Genomic DNA, 25,032 nt, shown 5'->3' with positions numbered 1-25,032 from the left:
ACGGCTTCCACGTAGTGAAAACCACGACTGCTTAGCCTCGATCCACCGCTCGAGTTGAGGGTTTAGCGGCGCGTTAAACCGAGAATGCCTAACTGATCAGCGAAAATAGAGCTTGTCTAGAGTTCTGTTTCACCGAAAAGGAAGGCATCTCGTAGATGCAACTTTCTCACACCTCCGCGGCGGTTTCAGCATCCTTCGACGAAACGAATCTCGTGTCGACGGCAGGGCTCGTCCCGGCGATGGCGTTGGCCGTGAAAACAGGGCTCGGCAACCTGGCCGATACGCACCTCACCTTGCCGGGGTACTTCGGCGCGAACGCGGGGTTGAAGGTCACTGCGCTGGTGGCCGGGATGGTCGCCGGCGCCGACTGCATCGACGATATGGCGTTGCTTCGTCACGGTGGAATGAAGAAACTCTTCACTGGCGCCTACGCGCCCTCGACCCTGGGGTCGTTTCTGCGCGCATTCACGTTCGGGCACATCCGGCAGCTGGATGCTGTCGCGTCCCGTTGGCTGCGCCGCCTGGCCGAGACGGCCCCGATCGCGGCCGGCGTTGACGAGTACGCGCTCGTCGACATCGACGACACCATCAAGGAAGTCCACGGCTACCAGAAGCAGGGCTCCGGTTACGGCTACTCCGGAGTGCGCGGCCTGAACGCCCTGCTGGGCATCCTCAGCACCGAAACCAGTGCGCCGATCATCGTCGGCTCACGGCTGCGCAAGGGCGCCGCGAACTCGGTGCGCGGCGCCGGGAAATTCGTCGCCGACCTCCTCGCGAACGTGACCCGGCTCCGCGGAAACGGCGCCACCGGGACGGTGCTGCTGCGGGCGGACTCGGCGTTCTACGCCCACACCGTCGTGGCCGCCGCCGGGCGGGCAGGCGCGAAAGTCTCGATCACGGCCCGGATGGATCCGGCGGTGAAGAAAGCGATCGGCACGATCGGCGAGGGCGCCTGGACGAGCATCGAGTACACCGACGCGATCCGCGACGAACAGACCGGAACCTGGGTGTCGTCCGCGGAAGTCGCCGAAGTACCATTTATCGCGTTCGGTTCGAAGAAGAAAGCGGACCGCATCGAGGGACGACTGGTCGTGCGGCGCATCCCCGAACTGAACAAGAAAGACCTCTCGCAGCCGACCCTGTTTGACACGCACCGTTTCCACGCGTTCTTCACCACCAGCACCCTGGACACCGTCACCGCCGACAAAACCCATCGCGCTCACGCGATCATCGAACAAGTCAACGCAGATCTGAAAGACTCCGCGCTGGCACACCTGCCCTCGGGAAAGTTCGCCGCAAACGCCGCCTGGCTGATCCTGGCCTGCATCGCTTTCAATCTCGCCCGCGCCATTGGTGCTCTCACCGGCACCGATCTCGGGAAAGCGCGCAGCGGCACGATCCGCCGCAAACTCATCAGCGTTCCCGCCCGAATCTCAACCTCGGCCCGCCGACTCGTTCTACACCTGCCGAAGGACTGGCCCTGGGAGAAACACTGGACCGCCGCATTCGCGGCAGCCTGCGGACCGCCCGGACCCGCATCCATCTGACCACCCAGCCACACGGCGCAAGGACAACGTGGAACATCACCGGCAGCGAGGCCGACGCGAAGCCATGCCCCGCCCCCAAAAACAGCTCAACTCAACGTGAAATCGGAAAATCCCTCACGCTCAAAGTCGACCGGTGGATTGAGGCTTAGCTGGAGCTGGCGCTCCTGGAAGCTCGACCTCAATAGCCCTCAGCCACACGTGCGCCATCTTGCGGCGCTGGTCCATCCCCACTGCAAGGTAGATGGCGATCACAACGACCACGATGTAAGCCACGCCGGCGCTCACACTGCCGACGTAAAAGAGCACATCGAAGTCGCTCACGGCCAGCGCGACCGCAACGATCGAAACGATGATCGCGGCCACGGTAAGCAGCATCTGCGAACTTGCCGGTTCGGCCCAACGGTGCAGACCGGTGAGGACAGCCAGCCGTTCATCGGATCTTCCGTTAATGGCTTCAAGGAAACCCTGAATGTCGGCTGCGGTCGGCCAGTCATCTTTGCGCGGCCAATACTCAACCGCGGCAGCTGGAAGGTCCTCGGGCACCCAAGGAACATGTTTTCCGAATCCTCGGACTTCTCTCTTGTGCAGGCGCTCGATCTTCCGCGCCTTCCTGGTACGGCCAGTCATCGGGTTCGTCCGGCTCGAAGGTATTGGTAGACGGTTTGGCGGCTGATGCCGAAGTCGCGGGCAAGTGCCGCTTTCGCATCACCGGCGGCAGCACGCCGAATGAGTTCGGCCGTCCTCTCGGCGTTCAGCGCCTTTCCTCTCCCCTTATATACGCCTGCCTTTTTGGCGAGGGAGATACCTTCTCGTTGCCGTTCCCGGATGAGCGCCCGTTCGAACTCGGCGAATGCTCCCATCACGGACAGCATGAACGTGGCCATCGCCGTGTCGTCTCCGGTGAAGGTCAGGTTCTCCTTCACGAAACGCACCTGCACCTTCTGATCTGTGAGCCGGCGGACGATAGCGCGGAGGTCGTCGAGGTTCCGGGCGAGGCGATCCATCGAATGCACCATCACGGTGTCTCCGTCCCGAACGAAATCGATTAGCGCTTCCAGCTCGGGACGTTCCTGGTCTTTACCTGAGGCCTTGTCGCTGAAAATACGGTCGAGGTGTTCGCCATCGAGTTGGCGGATCGTGCTCTGATCCAATGTACTCACGCGGATGTAACCGACAGTTTGACCAGCCACTGCTCACCGTCCCTTTAGTGTCAGGGCAACTCTAAGAGCTAGGCGCGCACCTGTCAATAAATAGTCGGGGGCACCTCAACTTGACACGTATTTGTTAGAGCTACATCAAGAGGGGTTTACGCCTGTTTGGGGTACACCCAACCCTGACACGTAGAGATTCGACAATACGTGCTCGGGCTATGGAACGTCGACGCAGCCAGCTGATGAGCAACGAGCCGAGGAACACTGCCAGCGGGGTCTTCACCAAGTCGGCACCTCGTGATTAGCTGGGTCCGCCTCGGTCGGGAGGTACGGAACGGCGGGTTTGAGTTGCCGGCGATTTGCAGCTGAAGCGCCTCCGCGTGTAAGGGATCCCAATCAGTCATATGGTCCTAGACCACATGTGCCTTTTCGGGCAGTAGCAGAGGGGCATCGGGCGTAGCCGCAGTGCTACAGGACATATTGCTCGACTTCATTGCCCGGATCACCTATGGTTATCGAAATCGACAAACCTGGGGGGAACGTTGAATACTTTTCTTAGAACTTCGGCCGCCGCGAGTGCGAGCATTCTCGTCGTGGCATCACTAATCATGGCCGCACCATCAGCAGTCGCATCCACGGCGGTGGATTTACCTGATTCAGATGCGGCGATCGCGGCCTTCGTTGGAAGGATGGCCGGCCCGCCGACTGAACGGATTTCCGTCGAGATCAGCGAACCGATTTCCCGTGCTCGTGGAACGGAAACGGATCCATCCGTCACCTTCCACGCACCGGAGTTTGACGAAGATACGACGATTGGGCTCAATCCCGCACTTGACTTCGTGCACGAAGCCGGCGATTTCCTGGTTTTTGCTAACGCTGACAGCTCTCTAGCCTCCTATGTGAAGTCGACTCCCTCGGGCGGGCAGGCGATATACGCTCTGGGAAATGCAACTGTCGGGTCGGGTGTGGAACTTGACCTCCCCATTGCCCCATCTGCCGTGCTGGAGCCCGCAGGCTCCCAACCCGGGTACTTCATTGAACTCGAAAGCGGCGCATCGATCTACCTGCACCCCGCGGTGGCGAAGGACGCCCGCGGCCATGACCTGACTACTCAGTTCAGACTCGAGGGAAACCGTCTTGTTCAGGACGTTGTGGCTCCCGTGGGCACCGTCTATCCAATTCTCGCGGCACCGACGTGGTGGTACACGGTCGATTACGGAATCGGAACCCGAACACCGGCATCGGCTAGAGCCACGATGAAAAGTTGCTTCAACTGCAAGTTCCCCGTCGAGGGTGCCCCGTCAGCTTTTCCTGTGGCGGGGCAGCTACTGCCGCTCAAGGTCGGCCCGTTCGCTGGCTACCCTTGGCCCTTGAACTTTGAGTGCAAGTTTCGGAACGAGGCCTGGCGTCCTTACCCTGCTGACATGGGTGGCCCAATGTGGGGATTCGTTTTTGATGGAACGAGCAATCACGTCGATGGATACGGGTCCTGGATTTCGTTCGACACTTTCAAGAAGGACAACGAATCCACCTACACGTTGCGGGTCTATGGCGAGATCGTTAACAACGACCCGGGTGGCATCCCGCATAACCTATACATCACCGGGGCAACCCTCAATTGGAACGCCTTCGCCGGAAAACTAAAGCTTTGACGCTAACCACCCGTGTTCCTGTGGCAGCGCTCGGGCCGCCCGCTGCTGCATTGGCTGTGGGTTGGGTCGCAGTGCTCGCTACAGGTGGGTTCGCGGTGATTTGGCTATTCGCGACGATATGCTTCGTGGTTGTCGCATCCGCCATCGGGCTAGTCGTATTTAGCGCTTCGCAGCCCCTTCTCGACAGATCCCGACACACTCGTTGGGCTATTGTTCTCGTCTCAACGATGACCTCGTTGATCTCAGCGCCCATTGCAGCAATTGTGCTGCTCGGGGTGAATTGGGGAATCGGGGCCACATTCAGTGTCTTGGGCCGTACTGGTCTCGAGCCCACAGCGGCGAGTTGGGAAACATTTGTGGGCTGCCTGTCGCTCGTGCTATTGCCGTTAGGCGTCGCGATACTCGCAACACCAGCGTTCCTAGCAGGTGCGGTACGGAAGGTTAACCACTATTGAGCCCCCGTTACCTTGTTCGTGTCCTTGGACGGTTTGACTATCTTAGGGGGTCACGTCCCGCTGAGTGGTGGAGTTTCTCGACACCATGCAGGTCAGTGGTTTTAGTTTAGGCGGCTTTCAATTCGGGCAGCGCGGTCACCTCCTCGACGGCCGCGGCTGGCGTGTTCATGAGGGTGAGTTCGAGCATGGATGCTTCGGAGAAGTAGCGCCGGTCGGCGGCTTCCCACTCGTCGTGTTGCTCGACCAGCACGGCGCCGGCGAGCCGGAGGAGCGCGGCAGGGTTCGGGAATACGCCCACGACGTCGGTGCGGCGTTTGATCTCCTTGTTGACGCGTTCCAGCGGGTTGGTGGACCAGATCTGCCGCCAGTGCCGTTGCGGGAAATCGGCGAATGCGAGGATGTCGTGTTGGGCGTCGATGAGCATCTCTGCGACCTTGGGGTGTGAGCGCTGCAGCATCGTGGTGACTTCGCCGAACTGCTTCAGAATGTGTTCTTTGTCGGGTTGGGCGAAGATGGTGCGGATGATCGAGCCGGCCATTTCCTGGCTGCCCTTGGGCACGATGGCGAGGACGTTGCGCATGAAGTGCACCCGGCAGCGCTGCCAGCTGGCGCCTTGGAAAACGGTCCCGATGGCTTTCTTGAGCCCGGTGTGCGCGTCGGACATGACCAGCTTCACCCCGTCTAACCCGCGGGTCTTCAACGACCGCAGGAAGGCGGTCCAGAACGGTTCGTTCTCGGTGTCTCCGACGTCGAAACCGAGCACTTCACGGCGCCCGTCGGCGGCCACACCGACCGCGACGACGACCGCTTGGGACACGATGCGGTGATTGACGCGGGCCTTGCAGTACGTCGCGTCGAGGAACACATACGGGAAGTCGTGGGTCGACAGGGAGCGGTCGCGAAACTGCCCGACCTCCGCGTCGAGGTTGACGCAGATGCGGGACACTTCGGACTTGGAGATGCCGGAGTCGGTGCCGAGCGCCTTGACGAGATCGTCCACTTTCCGGGTCGACACTCCGTGCACGTAGGCTTCCATCACGACCGCGAACAACGCCTGGTTGAACCGTCCCGGATTTCATGCCGCCGTTTTGTTGGCGGCTTCGTCGTTTAACGGGCCGTTTGTTTCAGCGTAGTAGTTGCGCTCGTATTCCTCGGGCGGCATGTTCCCAAGCGAGCTGTGCAGGCGCCGATTGTTGTACCAATCGAGCCAGTCGAAGGTGACTGCTTCAACATCGGCGAGGGTCTTCAACGGGCCCGTCATGAACGGTGAGTTCTTTGCGATGGCCTCGTTCTTGTAGAGCCCCATGACGGTCTCGGCGGCCGCGTTGTCGTAGGCGTCGCCGACGCTCCCGATCGAGGCCACGAGACCTTCGAGGACGACGGTCTCGGTGAACCGAATCGACGTGTATTGCGACCCGGCGTCGGAGTGATGAATCATTCCCGGTTTCACCGCGTGACCGGCGTGGTCGCGGCGCCAGAGCGCCATCTTCAAACACTCCTCGACGAATGGGGTGTCCTTCACCGTCGAGGCTTGCCAGCCAACGATCGCCCGCGAAAACAGGTCGATCGCGAAGGCAATATAAACGAAACCGCCCCACGTCGGCACGTAGGTGAAGTCCGTCACCCAGCTATGGTTCGGGCGGGGCGCAGTGAAGTTGCGTTTGAGGAGGTCAGGAGCCCGAGCCGAGTCCTTCCCAGACGACGTCGATGTGCGGGGCTTGCGCCCGCGGACGAGGCCGTTCATGCCCTCCAGACGCATCAACCGGTCGACGGTGTGCTTGGACACGTCCGAGAACCCGCTGCGGGCCAGCCACGCCGTCATCTTCCGCCGCCCGTAGAGAACCTCGGGCTGCTGCCGGCCCTTCGCATCCCTCACCCGCAGCGTCTTGAAGATGTCGATGAGGGCGGCATCATTCCGGGTTCGTGCGGCGGCAGCGCGGGTCTTCCACGCACGATACGACCGTGAAGTAACGGCGACGCCCTGCTCGCGCAGGACGCCACACGTCAACTCGACTCCATGGCCGTTCGCCTTCATCCCCAGGATGAAAGCAACTATGGACGGTTGCGAGGGTCGAGCTCCCTCGCGAAGAAAGACGCCGCCGCTTTGAGGATGTCGTTCGTTTCCCTCAGATCCCGGTTCTCCCGCTTGAGACGTTTAATCTCCTCAAGCTCCTCGCTCGTGGGGCCGGTCCGTTCGCCGGCGTCGGCCTGCGCCTGGGTGACCCACTTCCGCAACGTCTCCGCGCCGATGTTCAGCTTCGGTGCCAGGTCTCGGCACGCAGCCCACATCGACGGGTAATCCTTCAAACGATCAAGGGTCATACGAACCGCTCGCTCGCGAACCTCTGTTGGGTGTTTCTTGGGCATAACCGAATCCTTTCACCAGAAAGAAAGCGGCAGGAAATCAGGGACGGTTCAGGTCGACCCGCCGGCGGCGCTCGAGTAGGGCCGGTCACGTCCCGCTGAGTGGTGGAGTTTCTCAACACCGTGCGGGTCAGTTGTTCTAGCTTAGGCGGCGGTGAGTTCGGGGAGGATCACCGCCTCATTGACGGTCTCGATCGGGTTGGTCATGGTGGCCAGCTCGAGCATGGACGCCTCGGAGAAGTAGCGGCGTTCGCCGGCCTCCCACTCGTCGTGCTGCTCGATCAGAACAGACCCGGCCAGGCGCAGCAACGCCGCGGGGTTCGGGAAGACGCTGACAACATCGGTGCGGCGCTTAATCTCCTTGTTCACCCGTTCCAACGGGTTCGTCGACCAGATCTGCCGCCAGTGCCGGCGCGGGAACCCGGCGAAAGCGAGCAGGTCAGGTTGGGCGTCGGTGAGCATGGCGGCGACCTTCGGGTGCGAGCGGCCCAGCATGGTGGTGACCTCGCCGAACTGCTTGTGGATGTGCTCCGCGTCGGGCTGGGCGAAGATCGTGCGGATGATCGACGCGACCATGTCCTGGGAGCCTTTCGGCACCACGGCGAGGACGTTGCGCATGAAGTGCACCCGGCAGCGCTGCCAGCCGGCGCCCTGGAACACGGTGCCGATGGCCTTCTTCAGTCCGGTGTGCGCGTCAGACATGACCAACTTCACCCCGTCCAAGCCGCGCGCCTTCAACGAGCGGAGGAAGCTGGTCCAGAAGCCCTCGTTCTCGCTGTCGCCGACGTCGAAGCCGAGCACTTCCCGGCGCCCATCGGCGGCAACGCCGACCGCGACGACGATCGCCTGGGACACGATCCGGTGCCCGACGCGGGCCTTGCAGTAGGTGGCGTCGAGGAACACATACGGGAAGTCCTGGGCGGCGAGGGTGCGGTCACGGAACTGCGCAACTTCCTCGTCCAGGCCCGCGCAGATCCGCGACACTTCCGACTTGGAGATGCCGGTGTCGGCGCCGAGGGCTTTGACCAAGTCATCGACCTTCCGGGTCGAGACGCCGTGGACGTAGGCCTCCATCACGACCGCGAACAGCGCCTGGTCCACCCGCCGGCGCCGCTCCAACAAGGCCGGGAAGAACGACCCAGCACGCAGCTTCGGGATTCGCAGATCGAGGTCCCCGGCCGTCGTCGTCAGCGTTCGGGGACGGCTGCCGTTGCGGAGGGCCGTGCGGCCCGTGCTGCGTTCGAACGGGGCGGCGCCGATGAACGCGGTCGCCTCCGCATCGATGAGTTCTTGGTAGAGCATCTCGGTCGCCGACCGGACCCGGTCGGTGACGTCGGTGAGTTTGAGTTGAGCGAGCAGGTCGAGCAGGGCAGACTGGTCTAGAGCCATCGTGTGTTTGTGTCCTTCTGTGAGTAGCTTTGATCGGTTCTCACTGACCATTACACGATGGCTCACTACGTTAACGAAGCAACGCGGGCCTGCCGAGATTTACACCACTCCACGGGACGTGACCGTAGGGCCGGGAAGAAGGTGCCGGCGCGCAGTTTGGGGATCTTCAGATCCAGGTCCCCGGCGGTGGTTGTCAACGTGCGCGGGCGGGTGCCGTTGCGGTGCGTGGTGCGCCCGTCGGAGCGTTCGAACGGGGCTGCGCCGATGAACGCGGTCGCTTCCGCATCGATCAGCTCCTGGTAGAGAGATTCTGTCGCGGACCGGATCCGGTCGGTGACGTCGGTGAGCTTGAGTTGAGCGAGCAGGTCAAGCAGGGCAGACTGGTCAAGAGCCATCGTGTGTTTGTGTCTTTTCTGTGAGGAACTTTGAACGGTTCTCACTGACCATCGCACGGTGGCTCTTCACGTCGATAATCGAACGCTCAAACGCCGGGATTTACACCACTCCACGGGACGTGACCCGGTGGGCTGTTCTCGGGATTGTCTCGCGTGATTTCGACGAGCTCAATCGGCGGATTGTTGGTCGGTCTTGTCGGGACCCGTTGGTCGTTCCGAACCCGTTGGTAGAGCGTGTCGAGACCCGTCGTCGTTCCGAACCCGTTGGTCGAGCGTGTCGAGACCCGGTGGGCTGTTCTCGGGATTGTCTCGCGTGATTTCGACGAGCTCAATCGGCGGATTGTTGGTCAGTTTTGTCGGGTCCCGTTGGTCGTTCCGATTCCGTTGGTCGAGCGTGTCGAGACCCGGTGGGCTGTTCTCGGGATTGTCTCGCGTGATTTCGACGAGCTCAATCGGCGGATCGTCGGTCGGTCTTGTCGGGTCCCGTTGGTCGTTCCGATTCCGTTGGTCGAGCGTGTCGAGACCCGGTGGGCCGTTCGCGGGATCGTCTCGCGTGATTTCGACGAGCTCAATCGGCGGATCGTTGGTCGTTCTTGTCGGGACCCGTTGGCCGTTCCCATCCCGTTGGTCGAGCCCGTCCCGCGGGCGGTCGGCGGATTGTCGGTCGAGCCGGCTGCCGCGGGGGCACACCCTCGAGTCACGTGGCGTCTGCCGCCAGGGGTGTGGCTGGGTGGAGCAGATTGATGCTGCGGAGTTGAATTGGGGTGCGTGTCGAGTCGATGTCTTCGGGTGGGACGAGCCAATAGGTGGTGCCGCGGCGTTCGATGTGCCAGCCATTGTTGTGAAGCAGCAGATGGTGGAAATAGCAGAGCAGTATTCCGACGACGAGGTCGGTGGTGCCATGGTCGTCGACCCAGTGTTCGATGTGGTGGGCTTCGGTCCAGGAGGCGGGTTTGTCGCAGTCGACCCACCGGCAACCGTCGTCGCGGGCGGCAAGAGCCGCGCGTTGCGCGGTGCTGAAGAAACGTTGTTCGCGTCCGACGTTGAGGGGTTGGTCACCGCGGCCGAATTGCACGGCCACGTAGCCAGCGCAGACGTGGCGTTCGACAGTATCGAGTGAAACCGAAACGCCGTCGATGTGCCCGAACCCGCCCGGACGCGCGGTTTGTTGTTCTTCGTTCGGTTCGAGGTTCGGTTGGCCGCCCGGATTGTGTTCCACTTCGTGCCCGGGTTTGTGGAGCGGGGTCACTGCAATGGAGTGCTGCGGGTCTGTGTTCTGTGGGTCGGTGGTCTGCAGGTCGGTGGTCGTCGGAAAGACGGAATGCTGCGGGAGGGTGGCCCGAGGACTGGTGGCCTGGCGAGCATTGGTCTGCTGGGCAGTGGACTGGGGTCCGGCAGCGCGAACATCGGCAGCGGCTTGTGGAGCAGCGGCCTGTGGAGCAGCAGACTGTGGATCGGTGGGTAGGTCGGTGGCGTTGACGTGCACGGTGACGGTGGGACGGCGGCCGAGGAGCACAGTGTGCGGGTCGGTGGCGGTGCCGAGGCGCAGCAGGGTGAGGATGCCATCTGCGGTGATCTGGTCGGTGGTGCGCGGGTCGCTCCTCAGTGCTTTCGCTTGGGCCTGGGCGACCGGGTCGACGAAACGCGGTCCGCCCCGGCGAGGGCCGATGAGTGCTTCGACGATCACTTCGATCTGCCGTCCTTGTTCGGGCGCGAACAGTCCACTGGTGCGGTACATGCCGTCGGCTTGCTTCCAGAGGCGGAAGAATCGTTCGCCGTATTGGGTCTTCTCGCGGCGGGCGATACCCGCGACGTCGAGTTGATCGCGCAGCACCCGAGCCCTCTTCCAGAGCGCGTCGGCGCTGAGCGTGCGCGCCTCTTCGATGAGAACCAGCGCGGCGGCCGCAAGCTTCTCGGCTGGCACGCCCGGACCGGTTTCGCCCAAGCCCTTGCGGATTGCCGCGGCAGCATCGGCTGACAGAACGCTCGCGTTCAAGGCGGCCGACACCTCGGCCAGCCAGGACAATGCGCTCGGCACCAGCGGCGGAGTCGCAGACTCGTGGTCGTGGTCGTGGTCGTGGTCGTGGTCGTGGTCGTGGACGGTGGTGGTGGCCTCGGGATCGGCTCCGTCGTCATTCGGTTCAGACGCGGACTGTTCCGCCCGCTCGGCCGCCTTGGCTTCCAACGAGGCTTCGAGCGCGGCGGCCGTCGCCGCAGCTGCGGCTGCGGCCGCGGCCGCGGCGTCGGCGGTATCGGCGAGCATCACGCCCAGGCTGACCAGTTTCACCGCGTCGGCGTGGGTCGTTCCGGTGGTCCTTTCGATCATGACCTCGGCGCTCCCGAACCCGTGCCGCCGGGCTAAGCCCCGCTGGCCGAACTCAGGCTTCGAGCGCAGTGCAATCTCACCCGCCGCCCACACCGCGTAGGTGTCGGCATGCCGTCGCAACGTCGCGATCAGGCCTTGCGCGCCAAGCAAATCAGTGTCGGAGAGGCTATGGAACGCGCCAACACCATCACCCAGTTGGGCGACCGCGGCAGCGGATTCCCTGAGTTGATCGGTGAGTTTCTCCATACACCCAGAGTAAATCAAAAAGAACACAAATACGAGAGATTCTCATGATCTGTGGATAACATATTCGAATCTCATGTTCTAGTGAGACGGTGCGATGCTGGCGAGACCGTGCGATGCCAGTGGTACTGGGCAGGGCAACCTCGGCGTTGGCTCGCCCTCGGAGAGTGTGAATCCTGCGCTCAGGTCGTCTAGGGCGTCGGGGTCGGCGTGGGCGTTCCTGTTGACGTCGGGGTCGGCGCCAGCAGATCGGGCCACCACGCAAGGGCCAGGGGGTATCCCACGAATGACGCGATGTCGAGAATCCAGTGGGCGATCACGAGCGGCATGACGCGGCCCCATCGTGTGTACGCCCAGCCGAAAACGACACCCATCGCAAAGTTGCCGAAGAACGGTCCGATGCCTTGGTAGAGGTGATAGCTGCCGCGCAGTGCGGCGGCCGACAGAATAATAGTCCAGCGTGACCAGCCCAACTGCATGAGCCTGGTGAACAGGTAGCCGATCACGATCAGCTCTTCGAGGAGCGCCGCTTGGAGCGCCGCGAAGATCAGGATTGGAATCGTCCACCAATATGTCTCGAGCGGCGACGCATCAACCGCGACGGTGAAGCCGAATGCACGACCGGCCAGATAGAGGCCGAGTCCAGGAACACCGATCACGACAAGCAGTGTCAGCCCGCCGAGCAGATCTTTACCCGGTCGCGTGAAATCAAAGCCGAGGCTGCGAAAGACGTTCTGGCCTGGCCGCCACAACAGATACAGCACGAGTGCCACCGGCATGAGGCCGAAGAAGCTTCCAAGCAGCTGATAGGTGAAGTCGAGCCACTCGCGAGTCGACTGCGACCCATTCAAAGTGGCCGTCTGCGAGGCGAGGGGGATCGGCTCGGTCAGCCGCGCAATGATCGAAATGATCGAATAGACGGCGGATGCTCCGAGCGAGAGCCCGAGCACGATCGCTATCTCAAGGTAGGTCCGCTTCTTGGTTGCCTCTGGCCCATACGTCACGCTGCAATCTTCGCATCGATCACGTGGGGACGGCGTGATTGGCTGCTACCGACTGCAGCGCGATGTTGCGTCTGGCTGCAGGTGATCGCAGATTTGTGGGAATCCATGCAAAATTCATGCGAAAACGTCGCCGCGACATAACATTTTGTCGCTCAGTTTGGAATTCAGACCCCCCTCTCTTTAGGGTCGTTAACTATCTAGCGTGGGTATTCCGGCGAGAGTCGGGTATCCACGTACATTTTTTTGCACTGGAGGAATATTGAAGATCGGACGCCTGGCAGCCGCGGGTTCACTCGTCGCTGCTACTGCACTGATTCTCTCGGGTTGCGCCGTTCCGCGCAGCTCAGAGGTCATCGGTGGCACCTCAATCAAGGTTGCATGGAACGACCCGCTGCAGGAGTACAACACCCTGACGTCAACGGGTAACGCTGCAACGAACAACAACATCTGGTACCTCGCCAACCAGAGCTTCAACTATTACAACAGCAAGAGCGAGCTGGTCAAGAACACCGACTTCGGAACGTACAAAGTCGAATCCGAGGATCCCCTCACTGTCAAGTACACGGTCAACAAAGACGTGACCTGGTCTGACGGCACCCCCGTCGACGCCGCAGACCTTCTGCTGACCTGGGCCGCCCAGACCACTCACCTCAGCAACGTTGAGGCTGAGTACGACGACGAGGGCAACGTCACCAACCAGGATGCACTCGACAAGGGTGTCTTCTTCGACGGCGGTGCAACCCCCGGAGTCGGACTCGACCTCGTCAGCAAGACTCCGACCATCGGCGACGACGGCCGCAGCCTGACCCTCGTCTACGACGAGTATTACGTGGACTGGGAGCTGGCCTTCCCGGTTGGCGTTTCCGCACACGGTACTGCGCAGCTGGCGTTCCCCGACAAGAAGTACTCGGGCGCCGACGCAAAGAAGGCCTTCATCAAGGCTGTCCAGGACAAGGACACCACGTTCCTGAGCACATTCGCGAAGGCGTGGAGCAACGACTACAAGTTCCTCGACATGCCGAAGGAGAAGCAGAAGACGCTCTCCAACGGCCCGTACACGATCACGGACCTCAAGGATCAGCAGTACGTGACGCTGACCGCGCGCAAGGACTACACCTCCGGCCCGTCGACCAAGTACCAGAAGGTCATCGTGCGCGTCATTCCCGACCCGCAGGCACAGATCACCGCTCTTCAGAACGGTGAAGTTCAGATCGCCGCCGGCCAGCCCACCGCTGACCTGCTCACACAGATCAAGGGCACAGCGGGCATCGAGTACAAGAGCTCGCCCGACGCCACATACGAGCACGTGGACCTGCAGGTCACCAACGGCGGCCCGTTCGACCCGAAGACCTACGCCGGCGACGCCGAGAAGGCCCGCCTCGTTCGCGAAGCGTTCCTCAAGACCGTTCCGCGCCAGGACATCGTCGACAAGCTGATCAAGCCACTTCAGGATGACGCAGTCCTGCGTGAGTCGAACGTCTTCCTGCCCGGCACGCCGGGCTACGAGGCATCCGTCAAGGCCGGCGCGTTCACCGCATTCGACACGGTCGACATCGAGGGTGCCAAGGCAAACCTCGCCACGGCCGGCGTCACCGACCCGCAGGTTCGCCTGCTCTACGGCTCGACGAACACGCGTCGTCAGCAGCAGTTCGAACTGATCCGTCAGTCCGCAGCTCTGGCCGGCATCACCGTGATCGACGGCGGCAGCGAGACCTGGGGCTCCGACCTCAGCTCAAAGCCCGACGCCTATGACGCAGCACTGTTCGGTTGGCAGTCCACCTCGACCGCCGTCGGCGAGTCGCAGGCGAACTACATCCCCGGCGGTCTGAACAACTTCTTCGGTTGGGACGACAAGGAGGTCACCGCGACCTTCAAGAAGCTGATGACCGAGACCGACCCGGCCAAGCAGCAGGCGCTGCTGGTCGATGCCGAGCAGGGCATCGCCGCGCAGGCCTGGACCGTTCCGATCTTCCAGTTCCCCGGCGTCACCGCCTGGAGCGACAAGGTCACCGGAGTCGACCCGGCGTTCCTGGCGCCGCAGTACTTCTGGAACTTCTGGGACTGGGCGCCGTCTGACTCGGCAACCAAGAAGTAAGTAGTACGGGGGGCTGGGCGGATCTGATCCGCCCAGCCCCTTCTTTCGTTGACAGGGTGTTCCCTGCCAACTGTGCGGCATGAGGCTGGCGAATCGCCCCTTCAAGCCCACTTAGTATTGAAGGCTGACCTCGCCACACGCCGGGCCACCTGAAACAGATAAGGACGACGACCCACTGTGCTCGCGTTTATAACTCGTCGCCTCGGCGCCTCTGCACTGGTTCTACTTGTAGCCAGTTTCATTATTTACAACCTCACCGCCATCTCGGGTGACCCACTCGAAGACCTTCGGGCGTCAACGGCTCCCAATAAGCAAGCGTTGATGGATGCGCGCACCGAGCAGCTCAATCTCAACGTGCCACCGCCGCTGCGTTACTTCATCTGGCTGAGCGGAATTTTGAAGGGCCTGATCGGTCAGTTCACGCTCGGTGACAGTGTCAAGGGCCACGCCGTGACCACGCTTCTGGGTAGTTCAGTGGGCAACACCATCCAGCTCGTCACCGCGGCCACAATCATCGCCGTTATTCTCGGCGTCGCGATCGGTATGAGCACGGCACTTCGCCAGTACAGCGGCTACGACTACACAGTGACGTTCATGTCGTTCCTCTTCTTCTCGCTGCCAGCCTTCTGGGTCGCCGTGCTGCTCAAGCTGTACGTGGCAATCGGCTTCAACAACTTTTTGGTCGATCCGATACTGACGCCGCTGACAGTGGTCATCATCGCGCTGGCCTCCGGCTTCATCTGGATGAGCATCATCGGGGGAGACGGCAAGCCTCGTCTCATCGTCTTCGGCTCGGCCACGCTCATCACCGGTGGAATCTTCGCCTTCCTGCTCGCGACGGACTGGTTCACCACGCCGCAACTCGGCCCGGTGCTGATTCTGATCCTCGGAGCGCTGTCTGCACTGATGGTCACGTCGCTCACAACAGGTCTCTCCAACCGCCGGGCCCTCTATTCCTCATTCGGCACGGTGCTGCTGGGCGTCGCACTCTGGTACCCGCTGCAGTTCCTCTTCGAGGTTGTACCCGGAACCTGGTTCCTCGTAGCGCTCGCGATTGTCGCGATCGTCGTTGGCGGCGCAATCGGCTACGTCTTCGGCGAGAACGACAAATGGGCGTCGGCCCGAGCGGCCGGCATCACAAGCTTCCTCGTGGCGGCGCTGGTTCTGATCGACCGCATCATGGTGGCCTGGCCGTCCTACGTGCAGGCCGTCGGCGGTCGCCCAATTGCGACGGTCGGTTCGGGTACCCCCGACCTCGGTGGTTCGATCTGGGTCGGCTACGTCGACAACTACACGCACCTCCTTCTGCCGACGATTTCACTGGTCTTGATTTCGCTGGCCGGCTACACGCGGTACGCCCGCGCCAGCCTGCTTGAGGTGATGAACCAGGATTACGTGCGCACCGCCCGGGCCAAGGGACTCACCGAGCGCACCGTTGTGATGCGTCATGCGTTCCGTAACGCCATGATCCCGGTCATCACCGTCGTCGCCTTTGACGTCGGCGGATTGATCGGGGGCGCTGTGATCACCGAGACGATCTTCGCGTGGAAGGGCATGGGTGCGTTGTTCACCGACGCGCTCCGCCACGTCGACGTCAACACCGTCATGGGCGTCTTCCTGGTCATTGGAATCGTCGCTATTGTCTTCAATTTGCTCGCGGATATCGCCTATTCGGCGCTCGATCCGAGAATCAGGGTGAGCTAGTAATGTCAAACATCATTCTTCAGGTCGAGAACCCGGAAGACCCCAAGGATGCGGGTCTGACCATCGAACAGCGTGAGGTCATCGGTCTCAGTCAGGGCACGATCGTGCGACGCCGGTTCTTCCGGCACAAGGGCGCGATGATCTCGATCGGCGTGCTCGTCCTCATGGCGCTGCTCGTCTACACCTCGATCGGCTTCACCTTCTTCGGGCTGCAGGTGCCTGGTTGGTGGAGGTTCGGCTACGAAGCCCAAAACGCAATCATTAACAAGGGAAACCCGACCTGGACGCTGCCCTTCAACTTCGGTGAACACCCGTTCGGTCAAGATGAGATCGGTCGCGACATCTTCGCCCGTGTCATGCGTGGCACGCAGCAGTCGATCGTCGTCACCGTTCTGTTCGGCGGGCTCTCCGCCGTCATCGGTGTCGTGATCGGCTCGTTGGCCGGGTTCTACCGGGGCAAGATCGACCAGTGGCTGATGCGCCTGACCGATCTGTTCATCATCTTCCCTCTGATCATTCTCGGCGCTGTTCTCGGCCGTACCGTGGGCGGAATGGGCGCCGTCCCGCTCGGAATCGTGCTGGGTCTGATCGGCTGGACGTCGTTGGCACGGCTGGTGCGTGGTGAGTTTCTCAGTCTGCGTGAGCGTGAGTTCGTCGACGCGGCGCGTGTCGCCGGCGCCGACACGAAGCGGATCATCTTCAAGCACATCCTGCCGAATGCCGTCGGCGTGGTCATCGTCAGCACCACACTGCTGATGAGTGGCGCCATTCTGGCCGAGGCCGCCCTCAGCTTCCTGAGCTTCGGCATCAAGGCTCCCGACGTCTCGCTCGGTCAGCTCATCAACGAGTACCAGGGTGCGTTCACCACTCGTCCGTGGCTGTTCTGGTGGCCCGGCCTCTTCATCATCATCATCGCGCTCGGCATCAACTTCATCGGCGATGGACTGCGCGACGCATTCGACCCGCGTCAGCGGCGCATCCCGAACTTCGCCGGTCCGTACCGCCAGATGGGTCAGATCATCGCCGGCTGGTTCCGCCCCTGGAGGAAGACCACCACGCGCGACGCCGCTCCGACAGCGACGCCGACAGCGGCACCGGCCAAGGAACAGAAGTGACGCGGCTAGCCGAGCAGCAGCCCCAGCGCACTCAGCACGACAAGAAGCGCCAGAACCACGATCTGCACGCGGTGCCAGTGCACCGCAGTGTGATCAGGATCGCTGGCCCGACGGTCGAGGTGTCCGGCATCGCGCAGAGCTTCCCAGCGGCGACGGATGATTGCTGCCGCGTCACCGGAATCGGTGCGGGGCACGTCGCCCGCGCCAATACTGCCGGCCATGAACGTCGATTCGGGCAGATGCTTCGTGTCAGAGGCAGGCGTGCTCATCAGCGTGTGGCGCCCGGAAGCGGGTGCTGCCCACGCGACGAAACGGCCATACGTTGTGTACAGCGTGAGCGCGTAGCGGGTGTCGATGCGCTCGATCGACGGCCAGGGCAGATCGATGGTGCGCAGGGTGTTGTGCAGGCGCACGCCGCCATCGCTGATTTCGACGGCCGGGAGCCAGAAGGTCAGCCAGACCAGGTAGCCCACGGTCACGAGCGGCAGTGCGAAGCGGATGCCGGCCGCCGGGTCCCCGTCAACGATCAGAGTGACCAGGCAGACCACGATGACCACGCCAGTGGCGATCGCAAGAACTTTTCCGAACAGGGGACGCAGGGTGATCGTTTCGGCCATTCCTTTATGCTCCCACGCGCGGCTGAAACAGCCTCGCACCTGACGGTCACACGAACGAGCGGAGTAGGCGCATGAGCGAAGCAGTAAAGACACGTTCCGTCGACGAGAACATTCTTGAAGTCACCGACTTGGGTGTCGACTTCTGGGTCGGCAATGAATGGGTGGCAGCCGCGAGCAGGATGAGCTATGCGGTCAAGCCGGGTGAGGTTTTAGCCATCGTCGGAGAATCGGGCTCGGGCAAGAGCGTCAGCTCGATGTCGCTGCTCGGTTTGCTTCCCGGCAACGGCCGGGTCAGCGGCAGCGCGCTGCTGAATGGCGAAGAGCTGATTGGGGCGAGCCAGGCGAAGCTGCGCAAGGTGCGCGGTAAAGACATCGCCGTGATCTTCCAGGAGCCGATGACGGCGCTGAACCCGGTCTACCGGGTTGGTTTTCAGATCGTCGAAGCCCTCCGCGTGCATTTCCCGCTCACGCCCTCTCAGGCCAAGGAACGCGCGCTCGAACTGCTGAAGCTGGTTGAGATGCCCGACCCGCAGAAGGCGTTTGATTCCTACCCGCACCAGCTCTCCGGCGGTCAGCGCCAGCGTGCCATGATCGCTCAATCGATCTCGTGCGACCCGGATGTGCTCATCGCTGATGAGCCCACCACTGCGCTTGACGTGACGATCCAAGCCGAGATCCTCGACCTGCTGCGTCGGCTGCGCACACGTCTGAACAGCGCGATCATCATCATCACTCACGACATGGGCGTTGTCGCCGACCTGGCCGACAAGGTCATCGTGATGCGTAACGGCGAGATCATCGAACGCAATACCGTGCAGGAGATCTTCACCAACGCGAAGCATCCCTATACCCAGGAGTTGCTCGCGGCTGTTCCGCACCTCGGCACCGGTACGGCCGTCGCCGTCGAAGACGTCGCCCGCACCGACGCACCGGCTCTCGTGCTGAAAAACGTCGACATCGAGTACCCCAAGCGCGGACGAGTGCCGGCATTCAAGGCCGTCGCGGATGCCTCGTTCGAGATCTACCCCGGCGAGATCGTCGGTCTGGTGGGAGAGTCGGGTTCGGGGAAGACCACTATTGCGCGTGCCGCGGTCGGCCTCGTGCCCGTGGCCGGCGGCGAGCTGACTGTCGTCGGGCAGAATATCGCCGGTGCCAGCGCCAAGCAGATGAAAGCAGTGCGCCGGGACCTGGGGATTGTGTTCCAAGATCCAGGGTCCTCGCTGAACCCGCGTTTTCCCGTGGGGGAGAGCATCGGCGAGCCCATGCTTCTCTCCGGACTGTTCGACAAGCGCCAGATCAACCTGCGCGTCGAAGAACTCCTCGATCAGGTCGAGCTGCCGCGTGCCTTCCGCAACCGCTACCCGCATGAGCTTTCGGGCGGTCAGCGCCAGCGCATTGGGATTGCACGAGCGCTCGCGCTGAGTCCGAAACTCCTGGTGGCCGACGAGCCGACGAGTGCTCTCGACGTGTCGGTGCAGGCACACGTGCTGGAACTCCTGCAGGAGATCCAGGCCAAGCTCAAGTTCGCCTGCCTGTTCGTCAGCCATGACCTGGCCGTCGTCGACCTGCTCGCCGACCGCATCATTGTGATGAACCACGGAAAAATCGTCGAACAGGGTGCAACCGAGAACATCCTGCGCAACCCACAAGATCCGTATACACAGCGCCTGATCGCGGCAGTTCCATTGCCCGACCCCGCCCTGCAGCGGGAACGCCGAGAAAAGCGTCAGGCTGCTCGCGGCTAAGAGTGTGACAGTTTCGAGGGCGGGACGGGGGGAACCTCGTTCCCGCCCTTCTCTGTGCCGGAGAGGCATTCGCACCGAAGCGACGGCGAGGATTCCACTTTCTCTGCGTCAGCAGCTAATATGGCTCTCCGCGTAAACGCACAGTTTCAGTGCGGTAAGATTGTCGATTGGGTCAGCTCTGATCCCACTTCCATTCTTCGTCGCATTCGAACACTGTGCGGCTGCAATTCTTTGTGAGGAACCCTTTTATGGCGATTGCCACGCGCAATAACCTTCGAAACGTAGCGATCGTTGCCCACGTTGACCACGGCAAGACGACTCTGGTTGACGCCATGCTGCGTCAGACCGACTCCTTCGCCGAGCACGCGCACCTCGAAGAGCGCGCCATGGACTCGAACGAGCTTGAGCGCGAAAAGGGCATCACGATCCTCGCCAAGAACACGGCAGTGTCGTACAAGGGCAAGCACGCCACCGACGGCCCGATCGTCATCAACGTCATCGACACTCCCGGCCACGCCGACTTCGGTGGCGAGGTTGAGCGCGGTCTGTCCATGGTGGACGGCGTTGTTCTTCTCGTCGACGCCAGTGAGGGCCCGCTGCCGCAGACCCGCTTCGTGCTGCGCAAGGCACTCGAGGCCAAGCTGCCCGTCATTCTGTTGGTCAACAAGACCGACCGCCCCGACGCTCGCATCGACGAGGTTGTTGCCGAGAGCCAGGACCTGCTCCTCGGCCTCGCCAGCGACATGGCAGACGATGTGCCCGACCTCGACCTTGACGCGATCCTCGACGTTCCCGTCGTGTATGCATCGGGCCGTAACGGCGCAGCCAGCCTGAACAAGCCCGCCAACGGCGAGCTGCCCGACAACGACGACCTCGAGCCGCTCTTCGAAGCGATCCTCAAGCACGTTCCGGCACCCGTTTACGACGACGAGCACCCGCTTCAGGCGTGGGTCACAAACCTTGACTCCTCGCCGTTCCTCGGTCGCCTCGCGCTGCTGCGCATCTTCCAGGGCACCATCAAAAAGGGCCAGACCGTGGCCTGGGTCAAGCACGACGGATCCGTTCAGAACGTACGCGTGACCGAGCTCTTCATCACGAAGGCTCTGGACCGCTTCCCCGCCGAGAGCGCAGGCCCCGGTGACATCGTCGCCGTTGCCGGCTTCGAAGACATCTTCATCGGTGAGACCCTCGCCGACGTCGATGACGTGCGCCCGCTGCCGACCATCACGGTCGACGACCCCGCCATCTCGATGACCATCGGAACCAACACCTCGCCGATCATCGGCAAGGTCAAGGGCCACAAGCTCACCGCCCGTATGGTCAAGGACCGCCTGGACCGGGAGTTGGTGGGTAACGTCTCGCTCAAGCTTGTCGACATCGGCCGCCCGGACGCCTGGGAAGTTCAGGGTCGTGGCGAGCTCGCCCTGTCGATCCTGGTCGAGCAGATGCGTCGTGAAGGCTTCGAGCTCACCGTCGGCAAGCCACAGGTGGTTCTGAAGAAGATCGACGGCAAGACCGCCGAGCCGTACGAGCACCTGACGATTGACGCTCCCGAGGAGTTCCTCGGCGCGATCACCCAGCTGCTCGCCGCTCGCAAGGGCCGCATGGACGGCATGTCAAACCACGGCACCGGCTGGGTTCGCATGGAATTCATTGTTCCGTCGCGCGGCCTGATCGGCTTCCGCACGGAGTTCATGACGATCACCCGCGGCGCGGGTATCGCCAACGCCGTCTCGCACGGGTACGACTTCTGGGCTGGCGAGATCAACACGCGCACCAACGGCTCGATCGTTGCTGACCGCGCTGGTTCGGCTACGCCGTTCGCCATGGTTGCTCTGCAGGAGCGCATGTCGTTCTTCGTTGAGCCCACCCAAGAGGTGTATGAGGGAATGGTCGTCGGCGAGAACTCGCGCGCCGATGACATGGACGTCAACATCACCAAGGAAAAGCAGCTCACCAACATGCGCCAGTCGACCTCGGACTCGTTCGAGCGCATGACCCCGTCGCGCAAGCTGACTCTCGAAGAGTCGCTTGAGTTCGCTCGTGAAGACGAGTGCGTCGAGGTTACGCCCGAGTTCGTTCGTATTCGCAAGGTGGAGCTCGACTCCTCCGCGCGTGCACGCACCTACTCGCGCATGAAGAAGCAGAACCAGAACTAACCAGCATCAGGGTCAGTGCACTGATCCGGAACGCGGTTGTGGCGGGGGAGACCTCACCACAACCGCGTTTTTCAGTTCAGAAGAGCCCGTATGGTTGACACCATGAAGACACCGTCACGACTGTCGCGCATCGGGCTCGCCGCCACACTCGCCCTCGTCGGGGTGCCCCTGCTCGCCTCCTGCAGCACCGCGGGCGACCTCGTCAACGGCGCGGTGCAGGATGCCACGGGTGGCGATGTGAGCCTGGGTGGCGCGCTGCCCGCCGGCTGGCCGGCCGAGGTGCCCGTCATCGACGGCGAGATTCTGTTCGGCGCCGGCGGCGCGGATACGCACAAGGGGTGGGCGGTCACCATCCAGGCGAGTTCAACGGATCCGCTGGGCGACGCTCGGGTTCAGCTGGAAGACGCAGGTTTCACGGTGGATGCGGCGGCACAGGCCGCGGCAGGCGGCGGAGTCGTCGCGGTCAAGAATTCCACCTACATCGTGCTGGTTGCCGGAACCACGGAGGGCGGCGTGCTCTACACCGTCGCTCTGATCCCCGCTCAGTAGAAGAATCGTTACGCGAAGAGCGTCGCGCCGACGTAGCTTCCGCGCGTCGCGCCCGGCGGCACCGCGAACAGTGCTGATCCCACGTGGGTGATGTACTCGTTCAGCGCATCGTGACGGGCCAGGTTGAGCTGCACCTCGGTGAACTGGTGCGGGGAACGCTGGAACGAGATGAAGAACAGACCCGCGTTGAGGCGCCCCAGTTCGTCGTTGCCGTCAACGAAGTTGTAGCCACGCCGGAGCATCCGAATGCCTGCATTCTGCGTGGGATGCGCCAAGCGCACATGCGCGTTCTCCGCGATCAGCGGAATGTTCTCGCGCCCGCTGAGCGCAAAATCGGGCTCGGTGAACTCGGTGCCACCCGACAGCGGAGCGCCCTCACCCTTATTGCGGCCGATGACGGCCTCCTGCTCGCTGAGGATCGTACGATCCCACGGCTCGATGCCCATACGGATGCGCCGGGCCACCAGATAAGACCCGCCGGCCAGCCAGCCGGCACCGTCACCCGATTGGACCCAGACCTGGTCGTTGACGGCAGTGGGCTCTTCGGCCTTGATGTTGGCGGTTCCGTCCTTGAAACCGAACAGATTGCGCGGGGTGGTCTGGCTGGTGCTGGTTGACGAGGTGCGGCCGAAGCCGAGCTGGGACCAGCGCAGGCTCGCACGCCCGAACGCGATGCGCGAGAGGTTGCGAATGGCATGCACGGCCACCTGCGGATCGTCGGCACAGGCCTGAATGCAGAGGTCGCCGTCGCTCGTGGCAGGGTTGAGCCTGTCGCCCGGAAAATGCGGGAGGTTCACCAGCTCGGCTGGCCGTCGGGCGGCCAGACCGAAGCGGTCGGCGCCCTCCGTCGTCTGAAACAGCGTTGGACCGAACCCGAACGTGATGGTGAGACCTGAGGCCGGTAAGCCGAGTGCCTCGCCCGTGTCTTCCGGCGGCGCGTCGTACGGGCCGCTCACCGCGCCGAAATCACCGATGTCTTTACCGGCCGTCATCGCGGCCGCGGCCACCGTCCAGTCTTTCAACAGCTCGATCAGGTCATCCCGGGTGGCCGAACCCGACATGTCAAAGGCGGCGAAATGCAGGCGATCTTGCGCCGGCGTCACGATCCCGGACTGATGCTCACCGAAGAATGGATAGCTCGTCGACACCGCACCGGTTCCGCTTGCCGCCAGGGCGGCAACGGTGCGGTCGCCGGCAATGCCGACACCCAGCCCGGCGATCCCGGCGCCGGCCAGCCCGAGGAGGCCACGGCGGGAGATTCCACCGGATTTCGTGTCGGGTGCGTCAGGCTGGTCTGAAAGGGATTCGGTGGGTGTGGTCATCAGAGCACTAACGCCGCGGTGAGCTTATTCAGTGGCTCGCCCAGGGCGTTGACCTGATCGGACAAGGCCTTGATCTCGGCTGGACTCAGTGCGGTGTAGAGCGTGAAACCGTCACCGACCCGCTGCGCGTCGAGCAGGGTTTGCAGGTCCGTGAACTCACGGTCGAGCGTGGTGACCAGCTTCGGATCCTTCTCGATCAGGATGTCTCGCACCCCGGCATAGAGCACCTTCGCGCCGTCGACGTTGGCCTGGAAGTCCCAGAGGTCGGTGTGCGACCAGATTTCTTCCTCACCGGTGACCTTGCCCCGGGCGACCTCATCGAGCAGGCCGATCGCACCATTGGTCTGTTGCGCGAGCGTGAAACTCAGGTCTTGGACTTTGGTGTGCAGCGTCGCCGTGTCGGCGACCAGCTGGTCGGCGAGCTGCTGGCGTTTCTCGGGTGAGTAGGCAACGAAGCCGGGCTCGGCGTCGGTCGGCCAGAGATCCTTCTCAATGGCGTGCCAGCCGGTCCAATCCTGGCCTTCTTCGAGATCTGCCTCGCGGAGGTCAAGTTTCGGGTCGAGGTCGCCGAACGACTCGGCGACCGTTTCGACGCGTTCCCAGTGGGCGCGTGTCGTCGGGTAGAGGCTCCGGGCCGTGTCGTCGTCGCCGGCGAGGTAAGCGGCAACGAAAGCGTCGGTGCCCGTGACAAGTTGGCCGATCTGATCTTTCACGTACGAGGCGTAGTTGGCATTCGCGGTGTCGATCTGCGCGCCGAAGTCAGTGCTGACGGCTGCCGCACCATCTGCCTTCGTAACGGTGAACGCCGCCTTTCCGACGCCGGAGCCGACCATTCCCGGCTTGCACGCGGTGAAGTAGTTACCGGCCGGCAGCGAAACGACGAGGTCGCGGCTGAGACCGGGACCGATGTTCTCGACCTCGCCGGCGATGCGCAACCCGTCATCGCCGAGGAGGTAGAACTCGGTCACCTGGTCGCCGCTGTTGGTCACGGTGAAGCGCGTGTTTCCGGCCGGAACGGTGTTGGCCGACACAGTGCAGGCATCGGCGCCGCTGTCAACGGTCAACGCAGCGTGCCCGCCTGCTTCAGACGAATCGTTGGCCACGCAGCCGGTGAGCGCGAGCAAGCCGGCGGCACAGACGGCGGGGACGAGCAGGAGGCGGGAGCGCATGGGAATCCTTAGTGGTGACGAAACGGGTGTC

General features: G+C 62.7%; 17 protein-coding genes and 2 pseudogenes. 8 read left to right on the top strand and 11 right to left on the bottom strand.

Annotation, left to right across the window (positions count from 1 at the left end; genetic code table 11):
- Positions 1-155 precede the first annotated feature (155 nt).
- Positions 156-1,547, top strand: a complete 1,392-nt coding sequence (locus HNR05_RS07690; RefSeq protein WP_179577258.1) for an IS1380 family transposase — start codon at positions 156-158, stop codon at positions 1,545-1,547.
- Between the two features lie 120 nt (positions 1,548-1,667).
- On the opposite strand, the gene HNR05_RS07685 is transcribed toward HNR05_RS07690, so the two are convergent.
- Together HNR05_RS07685 and HNR05_RS07680 are read right to left on the bottom strand one after the other, a co-directional pair.
- On the bottom strand, positions 1,668-2,174 hold the full coding sequence (locus tag HNR05_RS07685; protein ID WP_179578478.1) for a hypothetical protein: 507 nt from the start codon (positions 2,172-2,174) through the stop codon (positions 1,668-1,670).
- Positions 2,171-2,737, bottom strand: a complete 567-nt coding sequence (locus HNR05_RS07680; RefSeq protein WP_179578477.1) for a recombinase family protein — start codon at positions 2,735-2,737, stop codon at positions 2,171-2,173. The genes HNR05_RS07685 and HNR05_RS07680 overlap by 4 nt, the downstream gene beginning before the upstream one ends.
- A gap of 554 nt (positions 2,738-3,291) precedes the next feature.
- On the opposite strand from HNR05_RS07680, the gene HNR05_RS07675 reads away from it, so the two are divergent.
- The gene (locus HNR05_RS07675; protein ID WP_179578476.1) at positions 3,292-4,350 is read left to right on the top strand and encodes a hypothetical protein; all 1,059 of its coding nucleotides are present in this window, start codon (positions 3,292-3,294) and stop codon (positions 4,348-4,350) included.
- 561 nt (positions 4,351-4,911) lie between these two features.
- Here HNR05_RS07675 and HNR05_RS07670 read toward each other — a convergent pair.
- The 6 genes and pseudogenes from HNR05_RS07670 to HNR05_RS07645 form a co-directional block, all read right to left on the bottom strand.
- Positions 4,912-5,871 (bottom strand): annotated as a pseudogene (locus HNR05_RS07670) (IS256 family transposase); the annotation flags it as partial.
- 9 nt (positions 5,872-5,880) lie between these two features.
- A protein-coding gene (locus HNR05_RS07665; protein ID WP_179577428.1) for an IS3 family transposase occupies positions 5,881-7,172 on the bottom strand; the annotation gives its coding sequence in 2 pieces (ribosomal slippage) (positions 5,881-6,902 and positions 6,902-7,172; 1,293 coding nt in all).
- 141 nt (positions 7,173-7,313) lie between these two features.
- Positions 7,314-8,558 (bottom strand): IS256 family transposase, encoded by a 1,245-nt coding sequence (locus HNR05_RS07660; RefSeq protein ID WP_179577421.1) that lies wholly within the window; start codon positions 8,556-8,558, stop codon positions 7,314-7,316.
- A 131-nt stretch (positions 8,559-8,689) separates the two neighbouring features.
- Positions 8,690-8,953 (bottom strand): annotated as a pseudogene (locus HNR05_RS07655) (transposase); the annotation flags it as partial.
- A gap of 697 nt (positions 8,954-9,650) precedes the next feature.
- Positions 9,651-11,525: an HNH endonuclease signature motif containing protein gene (locus HNR05_RS07650; protein WP_179578475.1), complete on the bottom strand. Its 1,875-nt coding sequence runs from the start codon at positions 11,523-11,525 to the stop codon at positions 9,651-9,653.
- A 188-nt stretch (positions 11,526-11,713) separates the two neighbouring features.
- Positions 11,714-12,526 (bottom strand): CPBP family intramembrane glutamic endopeptidase, encoded by an 813-nt coding sequence (locus tag HNR05_RS07645; RefSeq protein WP_343062509.1) that lies wholly within the window; start codon positions 12,524-12,526, stop codon positions 11,714-11,716.
- A 259-nt stretch (positions 12,527-12,785) separates the two neighbouring features.
- On the opposite strand from HNR05_RS07645, the gene HNR05_RS07640 reads away from it, so the two are divergent.
- The 3 genes from HNR05_RS07640 to HNR05_RS07630 all read left to right on the top strand — a co-directional run bounded on the left by HNR05_RS07640 (position 12,786) and on the right by HNR05_RS07630 (position 17,440).
- Positions 12,786-14,621 (top strand): ABC transporter family substrate-binding protein, encoded by a 1,836-nt coding sequence (locus HNR05_RS07640; RefSeq protein ID WP_179578474.1) that lies wholly within the window; start codon positions 12,786-12,788, stop codon positions 14,619-14,621.
- A gap of 177 nt (positions 14,622-14,798) precedes the next feature.
- Positions 14,799-16,325, top strand: coding sequence for an ABC transporter permease subunit (locus tag HNR05_RS07635; RefSeq protein ID WP_179578473.1), 1,527 nt, complete (start codon positions 14,799-14,801; stop codon positions 16,323-16,325).
- 2 nt (positions 16,326-16,327) lie between these two features.
- Positions 16,328-17,440, top strand: coding sequence for an ABC transporter permease (locus tag HNR05_RS07630; RefSeq protein ID WP_179578472.1), 1,113 nt, complete (start codon positions 16,328-16,330; stop codon positions 17,438-17,440).
- A gap of 5 nt (positions 17,441-17,445) precedes the next feature.
- Here HNR05_RS07630 and HNR05_RS07625 read toward each other — a convergent pair whose 3' ends face one another.
- Positions 17,446-18,057 carry a PH domain-containing protein gene (locus HNR05_RS07625; protein WP_179578471.1) on the bottom strand — a complete coding sequence of 204 codons (612 nt, stop codon included), beginning with the start codon at positions 18,055-18,057 and terminating at the stop codon, positions 17,446-17,448.
- Between the two features lie 71 nt (positions 18,058-18,128).
- Here HNR05_RS07625 and HNR05_RS07620 point away from each other — a divergent pair, with 71 nt between their 5' ends.
- The 3 genes from HNR05_RS07620 (at position 18,129) to HNR05_RS07610 (ending at position 22,510) form a co-directional block, all read left to right on the top strand.
- Entirely contained in the window at positions 18,129-19,802 is a 1,674-nt protein-coding gene (locus HNR05_RS07620; RefSeq protein ID WP_179578470.1) for an ABC transporter ATP-binding protein, read from the top strand.
- A gap of 248 nt (positions 19,803-20,050) precedes the next feature.
- Positions 20,051-21,961, top strand: coding sequence for a translational GTPase TypA (gene typA / locus HNR05_RS07615; RefSeq protein WP_179578469.1), 1,911 nt, complete (start codon positions 20,051-20,053; stop codon positions 21,959-21,961).
- A 90-nt stretch (positions 21,962-22,051) separates the two neighbouring features.
- Positions 22,052-22,510, top strand: coding sequence for a hypothetical protein (locus HNR05_RS07610; protein ID WP_179578468.1), 459 nt, complete (start codon positions 22,052-22,054; stop codon positions 22,508-22,510).
- An 8-nt stretch (positions 22,511-22,518) separates the two neighbouring features.
- On the opposite strand, the gene efeB is transcribed toward HNR05_RS07610, so the two are convergent.
- Both efeB and efeO read right to left on the bottom strand, forming a co-directional pair.
- Positions 22,519-23,832, bottom strand: a complete 1,314-nt coding sequence (gene efeB / locus HNR05_RS07605; protein ID WP_179578467.1) for an iron uptake transporter deferrochelatase/peroxidase subunit — start codon at positions 23,830-23,832, stop codon at positions 22,519-22,521.
- Positions 23,832-25,001 (bottom strand): iron uptake system protein EfeO, encoded by a 1,170-nt coding sequence (gene efeO / locus HNR05_RS07600; protein ID WP_179578466.1) that lies wholly within the window; start codon positions 24,999-25,001, stop codon positions 23,832-23,834. Before efeO ends, efeB begins: the two co-directional genes overlap by 1 nt.
- Positions 25,002-25,032 lie beyond the last annotated feature (31 nt).

It is taken from the genome of Leifsonia psychrotolerans, from assembly GCF_013410665.1.
Taxonomy (GTDB): Bacteria; Actinomycetota; Actinomycetes; order Actinomycetales; family Microbacteriaceae; genus Cryobacterium; species Cryobacterium psychrotolerans_A.
The sequence above is the reverse complement of the archived record's forward strand: the minus strand, read 5'-3'. Positions and strand labels throughout refer to the sequence as shown.

Bases quoted from the DNA above. Each gene is read 5' to 3' on its own strand.
- HNR05_RS07690 (WP_179577258.1), top strand. From the start codon at position 156: ATGCAACTTTCTCACACCTCCGCGGCGGTTTCAGCATCCTTCGACGAA.
- HNR05_RS07620 (WP_179578470.1), top strand. From the start codon at position 18,129: ATGAGCGAAGCAGTAAAGACACGTTCCGTCGACGAGAACATTCTTGAA.
- typA (WP_179578469.1), top strand. From the start codon at position 20,051: ATGGCGATTGCCACGCGCAATAACCTTCGAAACGTAGCGATCGTTGCC.
- HNR05_RS07610 (WP_179578468.1), top strand. From the start codon at position 22,052: ATGGTTGACACCATGAAGACACCGTCACGACTGTCGCGCATCGGGCTC.
- efeB (WP_179578467.1), bottom strand. From the start codon at position 23,832: ATGACCACACCCACCGAATCCCTTTCAGACCAGCCTGACGCACCCGAC.
- HNR05_RS07660 (WP_179577421.1), bottom strand. From the start codon at position 8,558: ATGGCTCTAGACCAGTCTGCCCTGCTCGACCTGCTCGCTCAACTCAAA.
- HNR05_RS07630 (WP_179578472.1), top strand. From the start codon at position 16,328: ATGTCAAACATCATTCTTCAGGTCGAGAACCCGGAAGACCCCAAGGAT.
- HNR05_RS07650 (WP_179578475.1), bottom strand. From the start codon at position 11,525: ATGGAGAAACTCACCGATCAACTCAGGGAATCCGCTGCCGCGGTCGCC.
- HNR05_RS07625 (WP_179578471.1), bottom strand. From the start codon at position 18,057: ATGGCCGAAACGATCACCCTGCGTCCCCTGTTCGGAAAAGTTCTTGCG.
- HNR05_RS07685 (WP_179578478.1), bottom strand. From the start codon at position 2,174: ATGACTGGCCGTACCAGGAAGGCGCGGAAGATCGAGCGCCTGCACAAG.
- efeO (WP_179578466.1), bottom strand. From the start codon at position 25,001: ATGCGCTCCCGCCTCCTGCTCGTCCCCGCCGTCTGTGCCGCCGGCTTG.